At 33.3% G+C, this 15,830-nt stretch carries 16 protein-coding genes, 1 pseudogene and 1 other annotated feature; of the genes and pseudogenes, 11 read left to right on the top strand and 6 right to left on the bottom strand.

Going from position 1 to position 15,830, the window contains the following annotated elements; all coding sequences use genetic code 11:
- From CN514_RS04440 to CN514_RS04430, 3 genes are all read left to right on the top strand, one after another.
- Positions 1-865 (top strand): radical SAM/SPASM domain-containing protein (locus CN514_RS04440; protein WP_098231564.1); only part of this gene is annotated, 865 nt, incomplete at its 5' end.
- Positions 866-998: 133 nt separating this feature from the next.
- Complete coding sequence (locus CN514_RS04435; RefSeq protein ID WP_098231563.1) at positions 999-1,613, top strand: acetate uptake transporter; 615 nt, start codon at positions 999-1,001, stop codon at positions 1,611-1,613.
- Between the two features lie 161 nt (positions 1,614-1,774).
- Positions 1,775-2,410: an FMN-dependent NADH-azoreductase gene (locus CN514_RS04430; protein ID WP_098231562.1), complete on the top strand. Its 636-nt coding sequence runs from the start codon at positions 1,775-1,777 to the stop codon at positions 2,408-2,410.
- An 831-nt stretch (positions 2,411-3,241) separates the two neighbouring features.
- Here the strand turns inward: CN514_RS04430 and CN514_RS04425 are convergent.
- Together CN514_RS04425 and proC are read right to left on the bottom strand one after the other, a co-directional pair.
- Positions 3,242-3,526 (bottom strand): ATP-binding protein, encoded by a 285-nt coding sequence (locus CN514_RS04425; RefSeq protein WP_286141566.1) that lies wholly within the window; start codon positions 3,524-3,526, stop codon positions 3,242-3,244.
- Between the two features lie 25 nt (positions 3,527-3,551).
- Positions 3,552-4,373 (bottom strand): pyrroline-5-carboxylate reductase, encoded by an 822-nt coding sequence (gene proC, locus CN514_RS04420; protein WP_098231560.1) that lies wholly within the window; start codon positions 4,371-4,373, stop codon positions 3,552-3,554.
- A gap of 393 nt (positions 4,374-4,766) precedes the next feature.
- Positions 4,767-4,979 (top strand) — a binding site (T-box leader).
- 104 nt (positions 4,980-5,083) lie between these two features.
- Between proC and proB the strand changes: the two genes are divergently transcribed.
- The 5 genes and pseudogenes from proB (at position 5,084) to CN514_RS04400 (ending at position 9,226) form a co-directional block, all read left to right on the top strand.
- The gene (gene proB / locus CN514_RS04415; protein WP_098231559.1) at positions 5,084-6,187 is read left to right on the top strand and encodes a glutamate 5-kinase; all 1,104 of its coding nucleotides are present in this window, start codon (positions 5,084-5,086) and stop codon (positions 6,185-6,187) included.
- Between the two features lie 166 nt (positions 6,188-6,353).
- Positions 6,354-7,601, top strand: a complete 1,248-nt coding sequence (locus tag CN514_RS04410) for a glutamate-5-semialdehyde dehydrogenase (protein ID WP_098231558.1) — start codon at positions 6,354-6,356, stop codon at positions 7,599-7,601.
- Between the two features lie 304 nt (positions 7,602-7,905).
- A pseudogene (gene mntA, locus CN514_RS26365) lies at positions 7,906-8,343 on the top strand (type VII toxin-antitoxin system MntA family adenylyltransferase antitoxin); the annotation flags it as partial.
- Complete coding sequence (gene hepT, locus CN514_RS26360) at positions 8,338-8,757, top strand: type VII toxin-antitoxin system HepT family RNase toxin (protein WP_483294999.1); 420 nt, start codon at positions 8,338-8,340, stop codon at positions 8,755-8,757. The pseudogene mntA and the gene hepT, both read left to right, overlap by 6 nt.
- An 82-nt stretch (positions 8,758-8,839) precedes the next feature.
- On the top strand, positions 8,840-9,226 hold the full coding sequence (locus tag CN514_RS04400) for a hypothetical protein (RefSeq protein WP_098231556.1): 387 nt from the start codon (positions 8,840-8,842) through the stop codon (positions 9,224-9,226).
- 154 nt (positions 9,227-9,380) lie between these two features.
- Here the strand turns inward: CN514_RS04400 and CN514_RS04395 are convergent, their stop codons facing one another.
- Positions 9,381-10,526: a metallophosphoesterase gene (locus CN514_RS04395; RefSeq protein ID WP_176525789.1), complete on the bottom strand. Its 1,146-nt coding sequence runs from the start codon at positions 10,524-10,526 to the stop codon at positions 9,381-9,383.
- Positions 10,527-10,754: 228 nt separating this feature from the next.
- Here CN514_RS04395 and CN514_RS04390 point away from each other — a divergent pair, with 228 nt between their 5' ends.
- Complete coding sequence (locus CN514_RS04390) at positions 10,755-12,026, top strand: ATP-binding protein (protein WP_098231554.1); 1,272 nt, start codon at positions 10,755-10,757, stop codon at positions 12,024-12,026.
- Positions 12,027-12,140: 114 nt separating this feature from the next.
- On the opposite strand, the gene CN514_RS04385 is transcribed toward CN514_RS04390, so the two are convergent.
- On the bottom strand, positions 12,141-12,917 hold the full coding sequence (locus CN514_RS04385; protein WP_098231553.1) for a class I SAM-dependent methyltransferase: 777 nt from the start codon (positions 12,915-12,917) through the stop codon (positions 12,141-12,143).
- Between the two features lie 142 nt (positions 12,918-13,059).
- On the opposite strand from CN514_RS04385, the gene CN514_RS04380 reads away from it, so the two are divergent.
- Together CN514_RS04380 and CN514_RS04375 are read left to right on the top strand one after the other, a co-directional pair.
- Positions 13,060-13,380: a hypothetical protein gene (locus tag CN514_RS04380; RefSeq protein ID WP_098231552.1), complete on the top strand. Its 321-nt coding sequence runs from the start codon at positions 13,060-13,062 to the stop codon at positions 13,378-13,380.
- Between the two features lie 81 nt (positions 13,381-13,461).
- Positions 13,462-14,139: a Dph6-related ATP pyrophosphatase gene (locus CN514_RS04375; protein ID WP_098231551.1), complete on the top strand. Its 678-nt coding sequence runs from the start codon at positions 13,462-13,464 to the stop codon at positions 14,137-14,139.
- A 135-nt stretch (positions 14,140-14,274) separates the two neighbouring features.
- Here the strand turns inward: CN514_RS04375 and CN514_RS04370 are convergent, their stop codons facing one another.
- Together CN514_RS04370 and CN514_RS04365 are read right to left on the bottom strand one after the other, a co-directional pair.
- Complete coding sequence (locus CN514_RS04370; protein WP_098231550.1) at positions 14,275-15,270, bottom strand: NAD-dependent epimerase/dehydratase family protein; 996 nt, start codon at positions 15,268-15,270, stop codon at positions 14,275-14,277.
- Positions 15,271-15,290: 20 nt separating this feature from the next.
- Complete coding sequence (locus CN514_RS04365) at positions 15,291-15,662, bottom strand: DUF2500 domain-containing protein (protein WP_025569142.1); 372 nt, start codon at positions 15,660-15,662, stop codon at positions 15,291-15,293.
- Positions 15,663-15,830 lie beyond the last annotated feature (168 nt).

Here is a 15,830-nt window from a genome sequence, read left to right as displayed (position 1 = left end):
AGTTTATATAGAAATTACAAATATATGTAATTTGAAGTGTAATTTTTGTCCGAGCCCAACGTTAGAAAGACCCTTGAAGTTTTTGGACGAGAAAGCATTTACTCATGTTGTAAATTCGGTTAAACCTTATACGGATCATATTTATTTTCATTTGATGGGTGAGCCATTTTTAAATACAAAGCTCGGTAGATTTTTGGATATTAGTCATGAAAATGGTTTGAAGGTTAACATAACAACGAATGGTACGTTAATTAATAAAGTAAAGGATTTATTAATTGGATCCAAAGGTTTAAGACAAATCAATTTTTCACTTCATAGTTTTGAGGCGAATGATTTAACGAAGGATTTACACGATTACGTTGAAAATATTACGAACTTCATTAATGAAGCGAATGATAAAAGTGATATGATTTGTGCAATTAGGCTTTGGAATATGGATAGTGAAGAGTTAAGAGCAAGTAACTCACTGAATATCGATATATTAAATTTACTTGAGGAAAAACTAAACTTAGATTTTTCTTTAAGTGAAAGACTTCAGGAAACACATAATATTAAACTGCGCGATAAAATTTATTTAAATATGGCAGAAAAGTTCCAATGGCCAGACATGGGTAATGATATCATCGATGAAAATGTATTCTGCTATGGATTAAGGGATCAGATCGGTGTATTAGTTGATGGAACAGTAGTACCATGTTGTTTAGATAGCGAAGGGAAGATTCCGTTAGGGAATATTTATGAGACATCATTAGAAGATATATTAAATTCTGAGCGTGCAAGAGCAATTTATGATGGTTTCTCAAGACGATGTGCAGTGGAAGAATTATGCAAAAGATGCGGCTATGCAAAACGACATAAAAAGTAAATTTTGGTAAAAAGCGCTTTCTTTTTAAAAGAAAGTGCTTTCTTATTTAAAAGCGAAAAAAACCTATATTAATCCCTAAAATTATATAGTAGAATAGTTTAGTCTGTTTAAAATTTTAGGAGGATTTACATCAATGAAAGACGTACAACAAATTAAAATAACTACTGCAGATCCATCTGCAATTGGTTTATTCGGTTTAGCGATGGTAACGCTTGTTGCCTCAACACAAAAATTAGGAATTACTGATGGTGTTTCATTAGTATTACCGTGGGCAATTTTTTTAGGTGCTATTGCACAACTATTTGCGAGTATCCAGGATTTTAAACATAATAATGTTTTTGGAGCAACAGCATTTGGAGCATATGCTTTCTTTTGGTTAGCTGTTGGTACTACTTGGTTAATCCAATTAGGTGTTTTTGGAGAGGCATTAATGAATGCAGCTGATGTTAAACAACTTGGTTTTGCTTTTGTAGGATATTTAATCTTTTCAATTTTTATGACAATCGGTGCAATGGAAACTCATAAGGTACTATTTATTATTTTTGTTTTAATTGATTGTTTATTTATTGGTTTATCATTAAGCACATTAGGATTTATGGAAGAAGCTACACATACATTTGCAGCATACAGTGAATTAGGAATTGCAATTATGTCATTTTATGGTTCGGCTGCAGCTGTATTAAATAGTCACTTTGGAAGAGAATTCTTACCTGTAGGGAAACCTTTTGGGATTTTTAAAGCGAAATAATAATTCAGTCTTAAAATTAATTTTTTGGACTTTGTCTATACACAAAACCTTTACCTTTGCAGTAAAGGTTTTTTTTATAAATATTTGTATTGTTTAGTTAGAAATGACAGATGATAATATCGTGCTTTTAAAAAGGTAAAGAATGAAAGGTGGAAATTCGTTTGACGACATTATTGTATATTACAGCACATCCGCACGATAAGTCTACTTCATACAGTATGGCGGTTGGTGATGCATTTATCGAGAGTTATAAAGCTGCACATCCGAATGATCAAGTAGTACATATTGACCTTTATAATGAAACGATTCCTCATATTGATGCTGAAGTGTTTGCAGGTTGGGGGAAACTTCAATCTGGAGGATCTTTTGATACACTTTCTTCAGGTGAGCAATCAAAAGTAGGAAGATTAAATGAGATTGTAACCCAATTTGCTGAAGCAGATAAATATGTATTTGTTACACCTTTATGGAACTTTTTATTCCCTCCAATTATGAAAAACTATATTGATGCGATTTGCGTTGCTGGTAAAACTTTCAAATATACTTCTAATGGCCCTCAAGGATTATTAGGTAGTAAAAAAGCATTGCATATCCAAGCACGTGGTGGGGTTTATTCAGAAGGTCCAGCTGCTGACCTTGAAATGGGACATCGCTATATTGGAGTGATAATGGGCTTCTTAGGTGTTCAAGACTTTAATGGAATTTTTGTAGAAGGTCAAAACCAATTCCCAGACCGAGCACAAGAAATTAAAGAACAAGCAATTCAAAAAGCTAAGGAAACTGCAAAGGATTTTTAATTTTTAAGATGTTTAGAACAAAAAAACTCACTTTTTTGGTGAGTTTTTTCAGTTATGAACAGGGATTATCATCTTATAGTATTTTAACTTACTCATGAACCTGTTATGGGTAGTTAATTACAGATATTAGCGTTTATAAGTCCTCATGAAGCTGTCATGAGTAAGTTAAATACAGATATCAGCGTTTATAAGTCCTCATGAGGCTGTTATGAGTAAGTAAATTACAGTTATTAGTGTTCATAAGTCCTCATGAAGCTGTCATGAGTAAGTAAATTATAAATATCAGCGTTTATAAGTCTTCATGAGGCTGTTATGAGTAAGTTAAATACAAATATTAGCGTTTATAAGTCCTCATAAACCTGTTATGAGTAAGTTAAATACAAATATTAGCGTTTATAAGTCCTCATAAACCTGTCATGAGTAAGTTAAATACAGATATTAACGTTTATAAGTCCTCATGAGGCTGTTATGAGTAAGTTAAATACAAATATTAGCGTTTATAAGTACTCATGAACCTGTCATGAGTAAGTAAATTACAAATATTAGCGTTTATAAGTCCTCATGAACCTGTCACGAGTAAGTAAATTACAAATATTAGCGTTTATAAGTCCTCATGAAGCTGTCATGAGTAAGTAAATTACAAATATTAGCGTTTATAAGTCCTCATGAACCTGTCATGAGTAAGTAAATTACAGATATTAGCGTTTATAAGTCTTCATGAACCTGTCATGAGGAAGTTAAATCAGATATTTGCATTTAAAAGTCCTCATGAACCATCTACTCCAAATTTAGTCCAAAAAGAAAAACCACATATAAGTTTGTGGTTTTTCTTCATTCATTTTCAGATTGCCAAATCGGTAAATAGATCCGGAATATGGATCCTTCGTTTTCCTTACTACTTACTTTAATTTTGCCTTTAAATTTTTCGATTATATTGAAGCAGACGGTTAATCCAATCCCTGTGCCTCTTTCTTTTAGTGAGTAGAAGGGAGTGCCAAGCTTTTCAATTGTTTCTTGGGACATTCCAATTCCTGTGTCTATGATTTCAATCAGTGCATATTCATTTTCTTGTAATAGATTGATTGTTATAAATCCCGCATCATGCATTGATTCGATTGCGTTAAAATCGCCTTTTTTTGTTTTACATATGTTTTATGAGACTGGATAGTTCAACAGACTTTTGCGTACAACGCTTTATAGCTGAAATGATAGCTGTTCTTAAGCCTTTTTCCTCTAATATTGCTACAGCTTCTATTGTCGTTCCACCTGGAGAACAAACCATGTCTTTCAATGCACCTGGATGTATTCCTGTTTCCAGTACCATTTTTGCAGAGCCTAATACAGCTTGAGCTGCGAATTTATATGCTTGATTTCTTGGCATACCATCTAATACAGCAGCATCAGCCATGGCTTCTATAAACATATATACATATGCTGGCGAAGAACCACTTACAGATGTTACAACATCCATTAATTTTTCGTTTACTATCTCTGTTTGGCCAAAACTATTAAAAATGTTCAGTATATCCTCTAAATCTTTTTCTGTAACCATTTCATTAGGACATAACGCAGACATTCCTTCTCCAACAAGAGCAGGTGTATTAGGCATTACTCTTACAACCTTTAACTTTTTATCAAAAGCTTCCTCAGTACTTTTAATGCTTTTTCCTGCAGCGATAGTTACGACTATAACATCGTTTTTTATCTGTTCGTTTATTTCGTTAATTACTGATGAGTATAGGTCTGGTTTGATAGATAAAATTAAAATGTCAGCATTTTTAGCTACCTCATTGTTGTCAGTAGTTGTAGTTATACCATATTTTTTACTAGCATTTTTTAAATTTGTATGGTTTAAATCTGAACAAATTATTTTATTCGAAGGCACTATATTTTTGGTTATCATCCCACCAATCATAGCTATCCCCATATTTCCGCATCCAATGAATCCAATTTGTTTATCCATATTTACTCAATTTTGCTCCTTCTAAAATAAATTATATCGGTTTGAAATTATTATTCTGAAAAAATTAATAATATCCCATGCAATATAAAGAAACATTTTAAGAGAGTACATTGTTTTTTGCAATATAAAAAAATATAGAAATCAGTTTTATTCTGTATGAAACGCGTATATTCTAAATAATTTAGTATCTTTGTTATATATTAACTAATCAAATTTTAAATCATGTTGAAGATTAGTAATACATCACTATTAACAACGTAATGAATATAAAAAAACTTATGTATAGACATGAATTTCACTTTATGCTAAGAGATGTTTAGAAAATTAATTTAATTTAAAAAATGCCTCTTGACATAAAAACGCACTATATTGCATAATGTATAAAAATCAAATTGAAAATCGTCGAAGGGAACTAGTACATATATCTTCTTGCGAAAGAGAGTGGAATTCACCGGCTGAAAGATTCCTCGTATAGAAAGTATCGAACCTATCCCTGAGTCTTAAACGAAAGTTTAGGCGTATACCTTCGTTATAGGTGTCAAGCGGATATATATATTTATATCAATAAAGGTGGTACCGCGGAACAATGACCGTTTCGTCCTTTTTATTTAAGGGCGAAGCGGTCATTTTTATTTTGCTCTTTATTGCTAAATAGCATGTTAGAAGTTTAATTTACAAAAAAATTCGCATTTAGAATAGGAGGGACAAAAGTGAAAAAACAGCGAATTGTCGTGAAAATTGGAAGCAGTTCCTTGGCAGTTAATCATGGAGGTATCTCTGAGGAACAGCTTTCTGATCATGTTGCTGCTTTGGCGCAATTGAAACAGGAAGGACATGAAGTGTTGCTGGTTACATCTGGGGCAATTGCTGCAGGTTTTTCTGCTCTTGGGTATCCAAGTCGACCTGTAACAATTAAAGGGAAGCAGGCTGCCGCGGCTGTAGGACAAAGTCTGTTAATGCAGGCGTATACGGAGGAATTCCGTAAATATGGAATCGTTACCGCGCAGCTTTTGCTGACGAGAATTGATTTTTCTAGAAAAGATCAATACAGTAATGCATATGCCACTTTAAGAGAGCTACTAAATCGTTCCTCTCTTCCAATAATCAATGAAAATGATTCAATTTCTTTAGAGGAGTTGACTTTTGGTGATAATGATATGCTGTCAGCTTTAGTGAGTGGGCTTGTTTCGGCGGATATGCTCATGATTTTTACGGATGTGAACGGTTTATATGACCAAAACCCTCAGAAAAATGCGGACGCGAAAAAGTATTATTTCCTCCCTGAGGTTACGGAAGAAATTGCTTCTCTTGCTGAAGATGCGGGCTCAAAACTTGGGACTGGCGGTATGAAATCAAAAATCGATGCTGCAAAGACGGCACTATCTCTTGGAGTGAGTGTATTTATCGGAACAGGACGTGGACAGGAGAAGTTTTTAGATGTTTTGAAGGGTAAAGGTGATGGAACGTATATCGGTAATGCTCCTCAAAAAGTGATTAAGATGAACAAGCAATGGATCGCGCTACATTCGCTTGTTAGTGGACAAATTGAAGTAGATGCTGGGGCAGCCTCTGCCATCATTCATCATGGAAAAAGTCTTCTTCCTGCTGGTGTTACTAATGTGTCTGGGTTCTTTCGAGCGGGCGAAGTTGTGGAGGTCATCACACAACAAGGACTCTTGATAGGGAAAGGTCAGTGTAGATATAGTGCAGAGGAACTACAGGATATAAAAGGGATGCAGAGTCATGTCATTCAGGCTCAAGGCGTAAGACATAGCTATGAAGTCATTCATAGGGATAATTGGGTTTCATTTTAAGAATAGAGAGGATCCGTTCAAGTGAAGAGGGCGGAATCCTCCGTCCTAAATCTGATTGATTCACCTAATATCTATGTAGAAGAGTCTTGGATGAACGTTCCAAGTTGTCAAAGTTAAACATGCCTCAAGTTTTTATATTTTGAATCTTTAAAAGGAGGAAATGAAGATGAATGAAGTATTAGAAAAGGGACAAAAAGCGAAAAAGATAGCTGGAGAACTTGTTCTCAAATCCACAGTTCAAAAAAACAAGGCACTTGCTGCGATTGCGGATCAATTGATAATAGAAACACCCTATATTTTGGAGGAGAACAAAAGAGATATTGAAGTAGGTAAAGCAAAAGGAATGTCTGCTTCTATACTTGACCGCCTTACGCTGAATGAACAGCGCATTATTGATATGACAGAGGGTATCCGGCAGCTAATTGATTTGCGTGATCCTGTTGGAGAATGTGTAACCACATGGGAAAGACCGAATGGATTGTCTATTCAAGAAATGCGTGTGCCACTAGGTGTTGTCGGGATGATTTACGAAGCGCGACCGAATGTAACAGTTGATGCGGCCACAATTTGCTTGAAAACAGGAAACGCAGTGATCTTGCGTGGCAGTTCTTCCGCTACTTATTCTAACAAAGCCATCGTAGCTGTCATTCACCGAGCTCTTAAACAAACGAGCTTGCCTCCAGAAAGCGTACAGCTCATTGAAGATACGTCACGATATAGTGCAAAGCAGCTGTTTACATTAAATGAGTATTTGGATGTTCTTATCCCAAGAGGTGGCAAACAGCTAATAGATACTGTAGTGAGAGAAGCGTCTGTTCCTGTATTGGAAACAGGTGCGGGAAATTGTCACATTTTCATTGATGAAACAGCGGATAAACAGATGGCATTTGATATTATTATAAATGCAAAAACACAGCGACCATCTGTATGTAATGCAATTGAAACAATTATACTTCATGAGGAGTGGGCGCACCGATTTGGTACCGAGCTCTTTTCTTCCTTAAAGGAAAAAGGAGTAGAGCTACGTGGAGATAAGAAGGCACTGGCTATCGATTCTTCTATTGTACCTGCTTCAGAAGAAGACTGGGGAACTGAATTTTTGTCTCTCACGCTGGCAGTCAAAATGGTCTCCTCTGTTGAAGAAGCTATTAACCACATCAATACTTATGGATCCATGCATTCCGAAGCGATTATTACAGAAAGGGAAGAAAGTGTGAACAAGTTTTTCACGTCCGTAGATGCCGCGGCGCTCTACCATAATGCTTCGACTCGCTTTACTGATGGTTTTGAATTCGGCTTTGGTGCAGAAATCGGCATCAGTACGCAAAAGCTACATGTAAGGGGACCAATGGGACTTCCTGCATTGACTTCTACAAAATACGTGATTCGTGGAAATGGACAAATTCGGAGATAAGGAATGTAGGGAAAGAGGCATTTGTTCCAAAGTATTATTCTCGTGAAATTTTTAAGATGATTAATTCTGGTTAAGATTATGTTGCAAAGATTAATAAACTTGATATTAATTATTCAAATCCTGATGAATGGATAAAAATATTTGTAGAAGTAATCCTACAAGATTATAAAACTAATATGCCATCCTTAAAAAGGGTGGCTTTCTTAGTATTATCCAACTTATCTAGAACTCTTAATAAAAAATAAGCTTCGCATATAATTCAAGTTAAACGCGAAGTGATTATTGAGAATATAAATGTGGTATTATGAAATATACAATTTACATAATTTGGGAGGTAAATCTGAATGATCCCTCAAGAATTGCTAAAAAAATAACAGATACATTAATCAAAAAAATTAATCCATATGCTATTTTCTTGTTTGGTTCTGCAGCTCAAGATCGGTTGCGACCTGATAGTGATTTTGATATAGCTTATCTTAGTGATTCTAAATTAAGTCATTATGAACGATTTTTATTATCACAAGAACTGGCTAATATGATTAATTACAACGTTGATTTAATCGATTTAATCAATGCTTCAACAGTATTTCAAGCCGAAATTATACATAATGGGAAAGTAATATACTGTGCAGATGATGAACGGAGAATCAATTTTGAAATGAAAACCTTAAAGATGTACGCAAAATTGAATGAAGAGCGAATCGAAATCTTAAAAAATATCAAGAAAAGAGGTTCAATTTATAATAATCAAGTAATCTTAAATAAAATTTCTACGATAGAACGTTGTATTTCTAGAATAAATGAAGTTTATGACAATACCCCATTAAATCTTAATGATTTTACGAAGCAAGATTCGATTATTTTAAACATACAAAGAGCTTGTGAAGCGTGTATTGATTTAGCTATGCACTTAGTGCCGGTTAGAAAGCTCGGAATTCCACAAACAAGTCGAGATGCGTTTGATTTATTAGTAGCTAACTCACTACTCTCTCAAGACCTTTCAACGAAATTAAAAGCAATGGTTGGATTCCGAAATATCGCTGTGCATGATTATCAAAGTGTTAACCTTGATATCGTAGAAAAAATAATTGAGAATCATCTTGGAGATTTTAAAACATTTACACAACATATCATAAAAATTTCAGACACTTTTTAATCAGTATAGTATGTAAATTAGTTTGCGTATAAAATGGATTATATGCGAACTTTGTCGATTTTTATCATTTAGGAGTGATGATGTGAGTCACGATAATAAAACGCTGAGGGATATAGCAAATTTCGAAGTTAAAACGAAAAATTTACAGCAAGAGAAACACCTCCAACAGTTGAAAACATTGCTCCCTTCTCTTCCACCCTATGTCTTTAAATATTTTCAAAAAAATCGTAAGCGTTCAGCTACAACTTTATTTAACTATGCTAATGATTATAAGCTATTTTTTAAATTTCTTTCTGATAACATTTGGGTTTTAGATCAATTAAATGTATCGAGCATATCACCTGGTGATATTCCTATAAGTATATTAGCAGAATTACCTTTAGAAGAAGCAGAAGAGTTTCAGGGATCTTTTTTTACAAAATTGAATAAAGCGAAAATAACAATGAACATGCTTCAATCTCCGTTCTGAAAAGCAGAAAACTATTTATAGATAAATTATGACAAAATTAAGATAAAAGAGACCAAAAAAAGTTTTTTTGGTCTCTTCAGTGTGTAGACAAAGTCCTAAAAATTTGATATTCAGACTGTTTGCGAGCGCTTGTCAACAGTCTGAAAAGATTGAATTAATTAGAAAATGAAAAAGTGATCGTAACAATCTCAGAAGGGTTACCTGTTCTGATTGGAGGTCCCCAAGTTCCAAATCCTGATGAAACGACAAAGTGTGAGCGTTCTTTTTGTAAATAGCCCCAATCAACTTCATAAATTCGACGAGTAATTAAGTGATTTGGCATAAACTGGCCGCGATGTGTATGTCCAGAGACTTGTAAATCTACTCCTAATTGAGTTGGGATTTCTAAATGATAAGGCTGATGATCAAGTAAGATAATTGGTTTTGTATGATCAATTCCTTCAAGTAGTTCATGTAAATCTAAGCGCTTTTTACTTGCAAGATCTTTACGACCAACGATATAGAAATTGTTATCAACTAGTTCTTTCTCATCTAATAAAATATGAATACCAGCATCTTTTAAATGCTTAACAAGTAAATCTAAGTGACCACCGTAATAATCATGATTACCAGGGACCGCATATATACCAATCTTTGATTTTAACTTTTTCAACGTTTGAATCATATTTTCCTCAACAAAAGGAGTAATATCTTCATCAATAATATCTCCAGCAATTAAAACTAAATCAGGAGCTAGCTTATTAATCTTTTCAACAAGAAACTCTAATCTTTTATTCGTGACTAATGTGCTTAAATGTAAATCCGAAACTAGTACAATTGATAGTTCTTTATACTTTTCATTTGGTTTATCAACATTGATGTCATAATGAACAATCTGTGTTTCTAGTGCACTTTTTCTACCTTTTGCGATAAGGTTTGCGACACATAATATGACAATTGTTCCAAGTATCAAAGTTATACTACTTGTTTTGAAAGATGTAAATTCCCTTAAAATCAGTCCAATCAAATCAGCAAAAATGACAAAGAAAATTAAATAATAAAAGATCGCTAACCAATATGCTCCAATTTTATGGATCGGTTTAAAGAATGAAGTAGGAAGCTTACTCTTTAAAACTCTTGAAAGAATGTACGCAAAAGTTATTAACAGAAATACGATCCAATAGACTATTTTTATTGTTGGATTCGTCCATCTACTTAGCAAAGCATTAATATAAATCCATCCATTAAGACCTATGTAAAAATTGATTAGGAAAAAGAAAGTCATAACCAAAATAATATTTAATACTATTCTTTTATTCATGTTTAACCCTTTCATGCGATAGTGGTAAGGTACTTCTAGTATAAATGTTTAATCTTATAAACGCACCTATTTCACTTTCTATAAATTGAAACATAGCATAAAAATATTAATCGACAGAAAATGAAAAATAGTGTGAGTTAATAGGGGAAAATAAAGGATTTTTGGAAGTTTTGTCGTATTATATGTATGTTATATTTCGAAAATTTCGAATCTAGTGAGGATAAAAACGTGTTAATCGAAAAACTTTTGCTACATGTTTTAATCATATTAAGTCCAATCTTGATATACAGTATTATTTATGAAAGACATGGCTATAAAGACAAAATTTATCTTTTTGGCATGTTTCAGGCTGTAGCAGGTTTTTTTTGCATGGCCTTTCCATATCCAGCATATGGGTTATTTTGGGATTTAAGATATATACCACTAACGATTGCGTTTCTTTACTGCGGCTATCGCTGGGGGATCGTGACTTTTTTAGCGATCTTAATAGCTAGAATAATTTTAGGTGGAGACGCTATCATATTTGGTATGATCAGTATTACCTTATCCTCACTAGGGTCTTTAATTTTATTTAAATGGTTTTGGACATTTAAACCTAAACAGAGAATATTAGCAACAGCTCTTATTAGTTTATGGCCTGCTTTAGTTCAACTAGGAATCTTATTTACTTTTTTAATCGTAAATAAGATTAGTTTTAAAAGTGATTACAGATTATTTGGGTTAGTTCTTATTTTTATTGTAATAGAGTTAATCGCAATTACTTTAGGAGCAAAACTGATTGAAACACTAATTGAAAATAAAATACTTCATAAAGAAATCCAAAGAGCCGAGAAACTTAATACGTTAAGTGAAATGGCAGCTTCTATTGCTCATGAAGTTAGGAATCCACTTACAGTTGTTAAAGGTTTCTTACAATTAATGCAAGAAAGCAAAGACAATCAGTCTATGGAATATTTGCCGCTAGTATTAAGCGAATTAGGTAGAGCAGAAGGAATCATTAATGATTATTTAAACTTCGCCAAACCACAATTTGAAAAAGTAGAAACGTTCAATTTAAAGCAATGTGTTTCAGATGTAGTCACCTTATTAGTTCCTTTAGCTTTAAAGCAAAATGTTAAATTAAAAGGCGATACAGAAGTCGAAACATTTATAAATACAGATAAAAATCAATTTAAACAAGCACTAATAAACTTAATTAAAAACGCGATTGAGGCAACTAGCTCAGGGGGATATGTACATACGAAGCTACACGAAGAAAAAGATAAAACGGTCATTACAATTAGAGATAATGGAAAAGGAATGACTAAAGAACAGCTTTCACGTATTGGTACACTTTTCTATTCAACGAAAGAAAAGGGAACTGGCGTAGGAACAACAGTTTCTGTTCGAATCATTGAAGCAATGAACGGAACAATCACTTTCGAAAGTAGTGTTGATGAAGGAACAAAAGTAACAATTAAACTACCAAAAGTTGAGCCTAAAAATGGTAAAGAGAACTGATAATTGATTATATCTTTAAAATGGTTACACGATTGGTTGTACTTTAATGATAAATGTAAAAACGCTTAGAATTTAGACTAAGCGTTTCTATTAATTTGGGTTGTGTCCATAATTTTATTTCTTCCTAGCAAACCAAACTGTCCAACAGTCTTTTTCAATAATAGTAGATTGATGCTGAAGCTTATTATCAATGAATTTTACTAATTGATTTAGCTCTTCATCAGTGAGTTCATGAAGAATTGATCGACCTGTTCTAAGTAATAAATCACTCCGAAGTGATTCTAGGTCAGTATAGATGCGTCTTGTTTCCCAAAGTTTTACTGTTTTTTCTATATGAAACCCAGCTGATTCTAATGCTGATTGCATTTCTTGTGTATCATATCTTCTTGATATTTCTTTTGTTTTCAATTTTGGGTAAAGGTCAAAAAAATAACCTCGTATATGGCTATCGTCTCCATGAAGTAAACAATCTTCTGGCGTCCGGTCTTGTACGATTAATATTCCGTTCTTTTTTAGTAAGCGATTTGCCTCATTGAAACAGTCATTTAAATTATCTAAATGATGGACTAAAGCTCTTTCCAAAACTACATCATAATTTGAAGATGGAAGTTTAGTATGATATGCATCTCCTTTGCTAAAGGAAATATTACTGTAGTCTTTACAGTTTTCAGCAGCACCTTTAAGCATTTCCTCTGAAAAATCTACCGCCGTAACGTGGTGTACTTTTAACTTAGAGAGAGCTTTCGAATAGATCCCCCCACCGCAACCTATATCAACTGCGTCTTTTCCTAACAAATCAATGTTTTCCCTCATTAACTGAATCCAAGATTGATCAGCCTCTCTAGTTGTGTAAGTCTTATTATTTTGTGCATCGTGGAAGTTGATGGTCATTTGATTACCTCCCTAAATTTGATTCAGGTGCTTCTATTTACTAGTATAGACGTTGATATTACACTGAATAATATCAATAAGTTATTGGCATTAATAAGATATTTTTATTAAAAAAAGCGTTAGATAAAAAGGAATGGTGAAAATGGAAGGTACAATAGAAAGGTTTGAAAGCTTAAGAACTGAACTAATCAATCACTATGAAGCATCAAAAGGAAGTATCTTTGGACATAAAGGATTAAAAATACAAGGTAAAGTTTTTGTATTCTATAATGAACCTAATATTGTAGTAAAGTTAAAGCAAGAGGATGTTGCAACAGCTTTAAAATTAAACGGAGCAATAAACTTTGACCCAATGGGTGGGAAACCTATGAGAGAATGGGTTGAAATTCCATACGGAGATCAACAGTGGTTTGATTATGCATTAAAAGGTATGACGTACGTTAAAAGTTTACTAAAAAACTAATCACTAAAAATTGTTTGTTATAAACAGTGGGTAGAAATTTAATTTTTTCTATCGTTTTAATGTTAAGGGGGTATGGGATAAGTGAACAACCGTAAAGTAGCAGTTTCTTGGAGTGGTGGGAAGGATTGTTGTTTAGCATTAGACTTACTAATTAAAAATAAATTTGAAGTGGCATGTCTAGTATCGATGGTATCGAAAAAGGATGAAAGAAATCATGCGCACGGGACGCCGCTTAATTTCTTACAAATGCAAGCCGATGCAATTGGAATTCCACTTGTCATGATTGACTCAGCAGGTAAATACGAGGAGTCAATGATTAATGGACTAAAAACAATAAAAGAGCAATTTGATCTCTCTGCGATTGCATTTGGCACATTATATGTCGAAGAAGATCGACAATGGAATGAACTGGTTGCAACTAAGGTAGGACTTGAACCGATGTTCCCAGTGTGGATTAAGAAAAGTGAAACTACTAATTTACTAGATCAATGGCTTGCGACTGGATACGATGCAATTGTTTGTAGGGCAAAAGAGAATATCTTTGATTCTATGATCGTAGGTAAGAGCCTAAATGAAGACTTAAAACAACTATTCATTAGCAAAGAAATCTGTTTAATGGGCGAGAGCGGTGAATATCATACGTTTGTAATTGATGGCCCATTATTCAAAGAACGCTTAAATATAGTAGATGCGGACACTATTCTAAATAGTGGATTATGGTCTTTAAATATTAAAGAAATAGAAACAACTATTAAATAGATTTCTACTGAATTTTTATAAAGAAAATATAGTTTCAGATTGCTATTATCATTGCTTTAGAGAAATTAACAAAAACAAGCTAAAATCACTCAAATGCACTTAATTTAGGCGACTTTAGCTTGTTTTTAGTTTGTCTTACTTTCGATCATTTGTAATTAAGTACCAGTCAGCATACCGCTTAATACCCTCGCTAATTGATACTTTAGGTTTATAGTTTAAATCACTTTTGATTTTTTCAATATTAAGTGTATAGTCATAACTCAAGAAATTGGCAATATGCTTGGAAACTTTTGGTGGTTTGTTAGTAATCCTCGCAATCATTTCTGAATTTACCGCGATAAATGACAGTAGTTTTGGTGAGATGTTTTTTGTGTTCAACTCTTTATTTAAGGCAAAGAAGAGCTGTTTAAGCACGTCAATTAAATAAATAGGTTGATCATTTGTAATATTGTAGTATTCACCATTAAAAGCATCATCTGCATTCATACAAGCGATGATTATATCGACAACGTTATCGATATAAGTAAAATCCATTAGAACTTGTCCTTTATGAACTAATGGAATTCCTCCATTTTCATTTATCTGTATAAATCTTCCGAAAATCGTATGATCGAAAGGACCAAAAATTTGTCTAGGTCTTAGTGAGATAGCAGGTAGTCCTTTTTCAATTGCATCTTCAATAATTAAATCTGCCATATGTTTTGTTTCAGCGTAGTAATTAGAGTGTTTTGATGGCAGCGGATCAGTTTCTTTAACATCTTTTCGACTCTCACTAGTAAAGTACACGCTCGGGGTCGAAATATTAATAAACTTTTTTAAATCTGTTGAAAGTGAAGCTTTAACAATATTTTTTGTTCCTTCAACATTTGTTTTCTCAAATTCAGAAAAACGTCCAAAAGGTGCTGCAAGTGCAGCACAATGGATTACATAGTCTACATTCTTTATATTTTCTTCTAATAAGACAGAGTCATTCAATTCTCCTTTGACAAAGGTGACATTCTCCATCTTGTTGAAAAATTTAGCTGCTTCCTCATTTCTTCCAAAGGCTATAACGGAGTAGCCCATTTCACTTAATTTTTTAGTCGTATGTTTTCCTAAAAAACCCGTGGCACCACTTATGAAAACATTCATTATTCCACCTCAAAAAGAAATTATTGTCGCTCAAAGTTTATGAATCTCGTTCCTTGGAAAGTTAGTTTTCCCGTATCATTTTCTACTAATTGACCATAAATGAACCCATCAATTTGAAATTCAATTCTGTCTCCAGATTCGACCTCAAGTGTAACATAATAATGTGTAGAGGAATGAGCGAACTGATTCGTATTAGCACGCTGAACGTAATCTATTCTTTTAGTAACTATTTTTGCTGGGACAATTAATTTGGGTTGTTTATTATTATAATTCCATTGCTTTAATCCTTTTATTAGTGCAAAAAATATACCTGCAAAAACGAAGACGAAAATGATTGGAAATACGAAAGCAATAATTTTAAAAATATCAAAACCTGCATCAAACCCTGACATTATTAAGACCCCCTTTTAATAAATTGTAAGTCTTACACTTCTTAATCCTTTTTAAGTCAAATCGGTCTCTCTATATATAGTTTATTAAATTTTCTGAAAGTAATAAACCTATTTCTTTCAACAAGTAAATAAAATTGGAGCTGTATTGTAAACGTTAAAATATTTTAG

The organism is Bacillus sp. AFS001701 (assembly GCF_002559405.1).
Classification (GTDB): Bacteria; Bacillota; Bacilli; order Bacillales; family Bacillaceae_G; genus Gottfriedia.
Note: the sequence above shows the minus strand (reverse complement) of the source record. Positions and strands in the feature narration are given on the sequence as shown.

Coding starts and splice junctions, on each gene's coding strand:
- CN514_RS04385 (WP_098231553.1), bottom strand. CDS start 12,917: ATGACCATCAACTTCCACGATGCACAAAATAATAAGACTTACACAACT.
- CN514_RS04370 (WP_098231550.1), bottom strand. CDS start 15,270: ATGAATGTTTTCATAAGTGGTGCCACGGGTTTTTTAGGAAAACATACG.
- CN514_RS04365 (WP_025569142.1), bottom strand. CDS start 15,662: ATGTCAGGGTTTGATGCAGGTTTTGATATTTTTAAAATTATTGCTTTC.
- proC (WP_098231560.1), bottom strand. CDS start 4,373: ATGGATAAACAAATTGGATTCATTGGATGCGGAAATATGGGGATAGCT.
- CN514_RS04395 (WP_176525789.1), bottom strand. CDS start 10,526: ATGAATAAAAGAATAGTATTAAATATTATTTTGGTTATGACTTTCTTT.
- CN514_RS04435 (WP_098231563.1), top strand. CDS start 999: ATGAAAGACGTACAACAAATTAAAATAACTACTGCAGATCCATCTGCA.
- CN514_RS04380 (WP_098231552.1), top strand. CDS start 13,060: ATGGAAGGTACAATAGAAAGGTTTGAAAGCTTAAGAACTGAACTAATC.
- CN514_RS04410 (WP_098231558.1), top strand. CDS start 6,354: ATGAATGAAGTATTAGAAAAGGGACAAAAAGCGAAAAAGATAGCTGGA.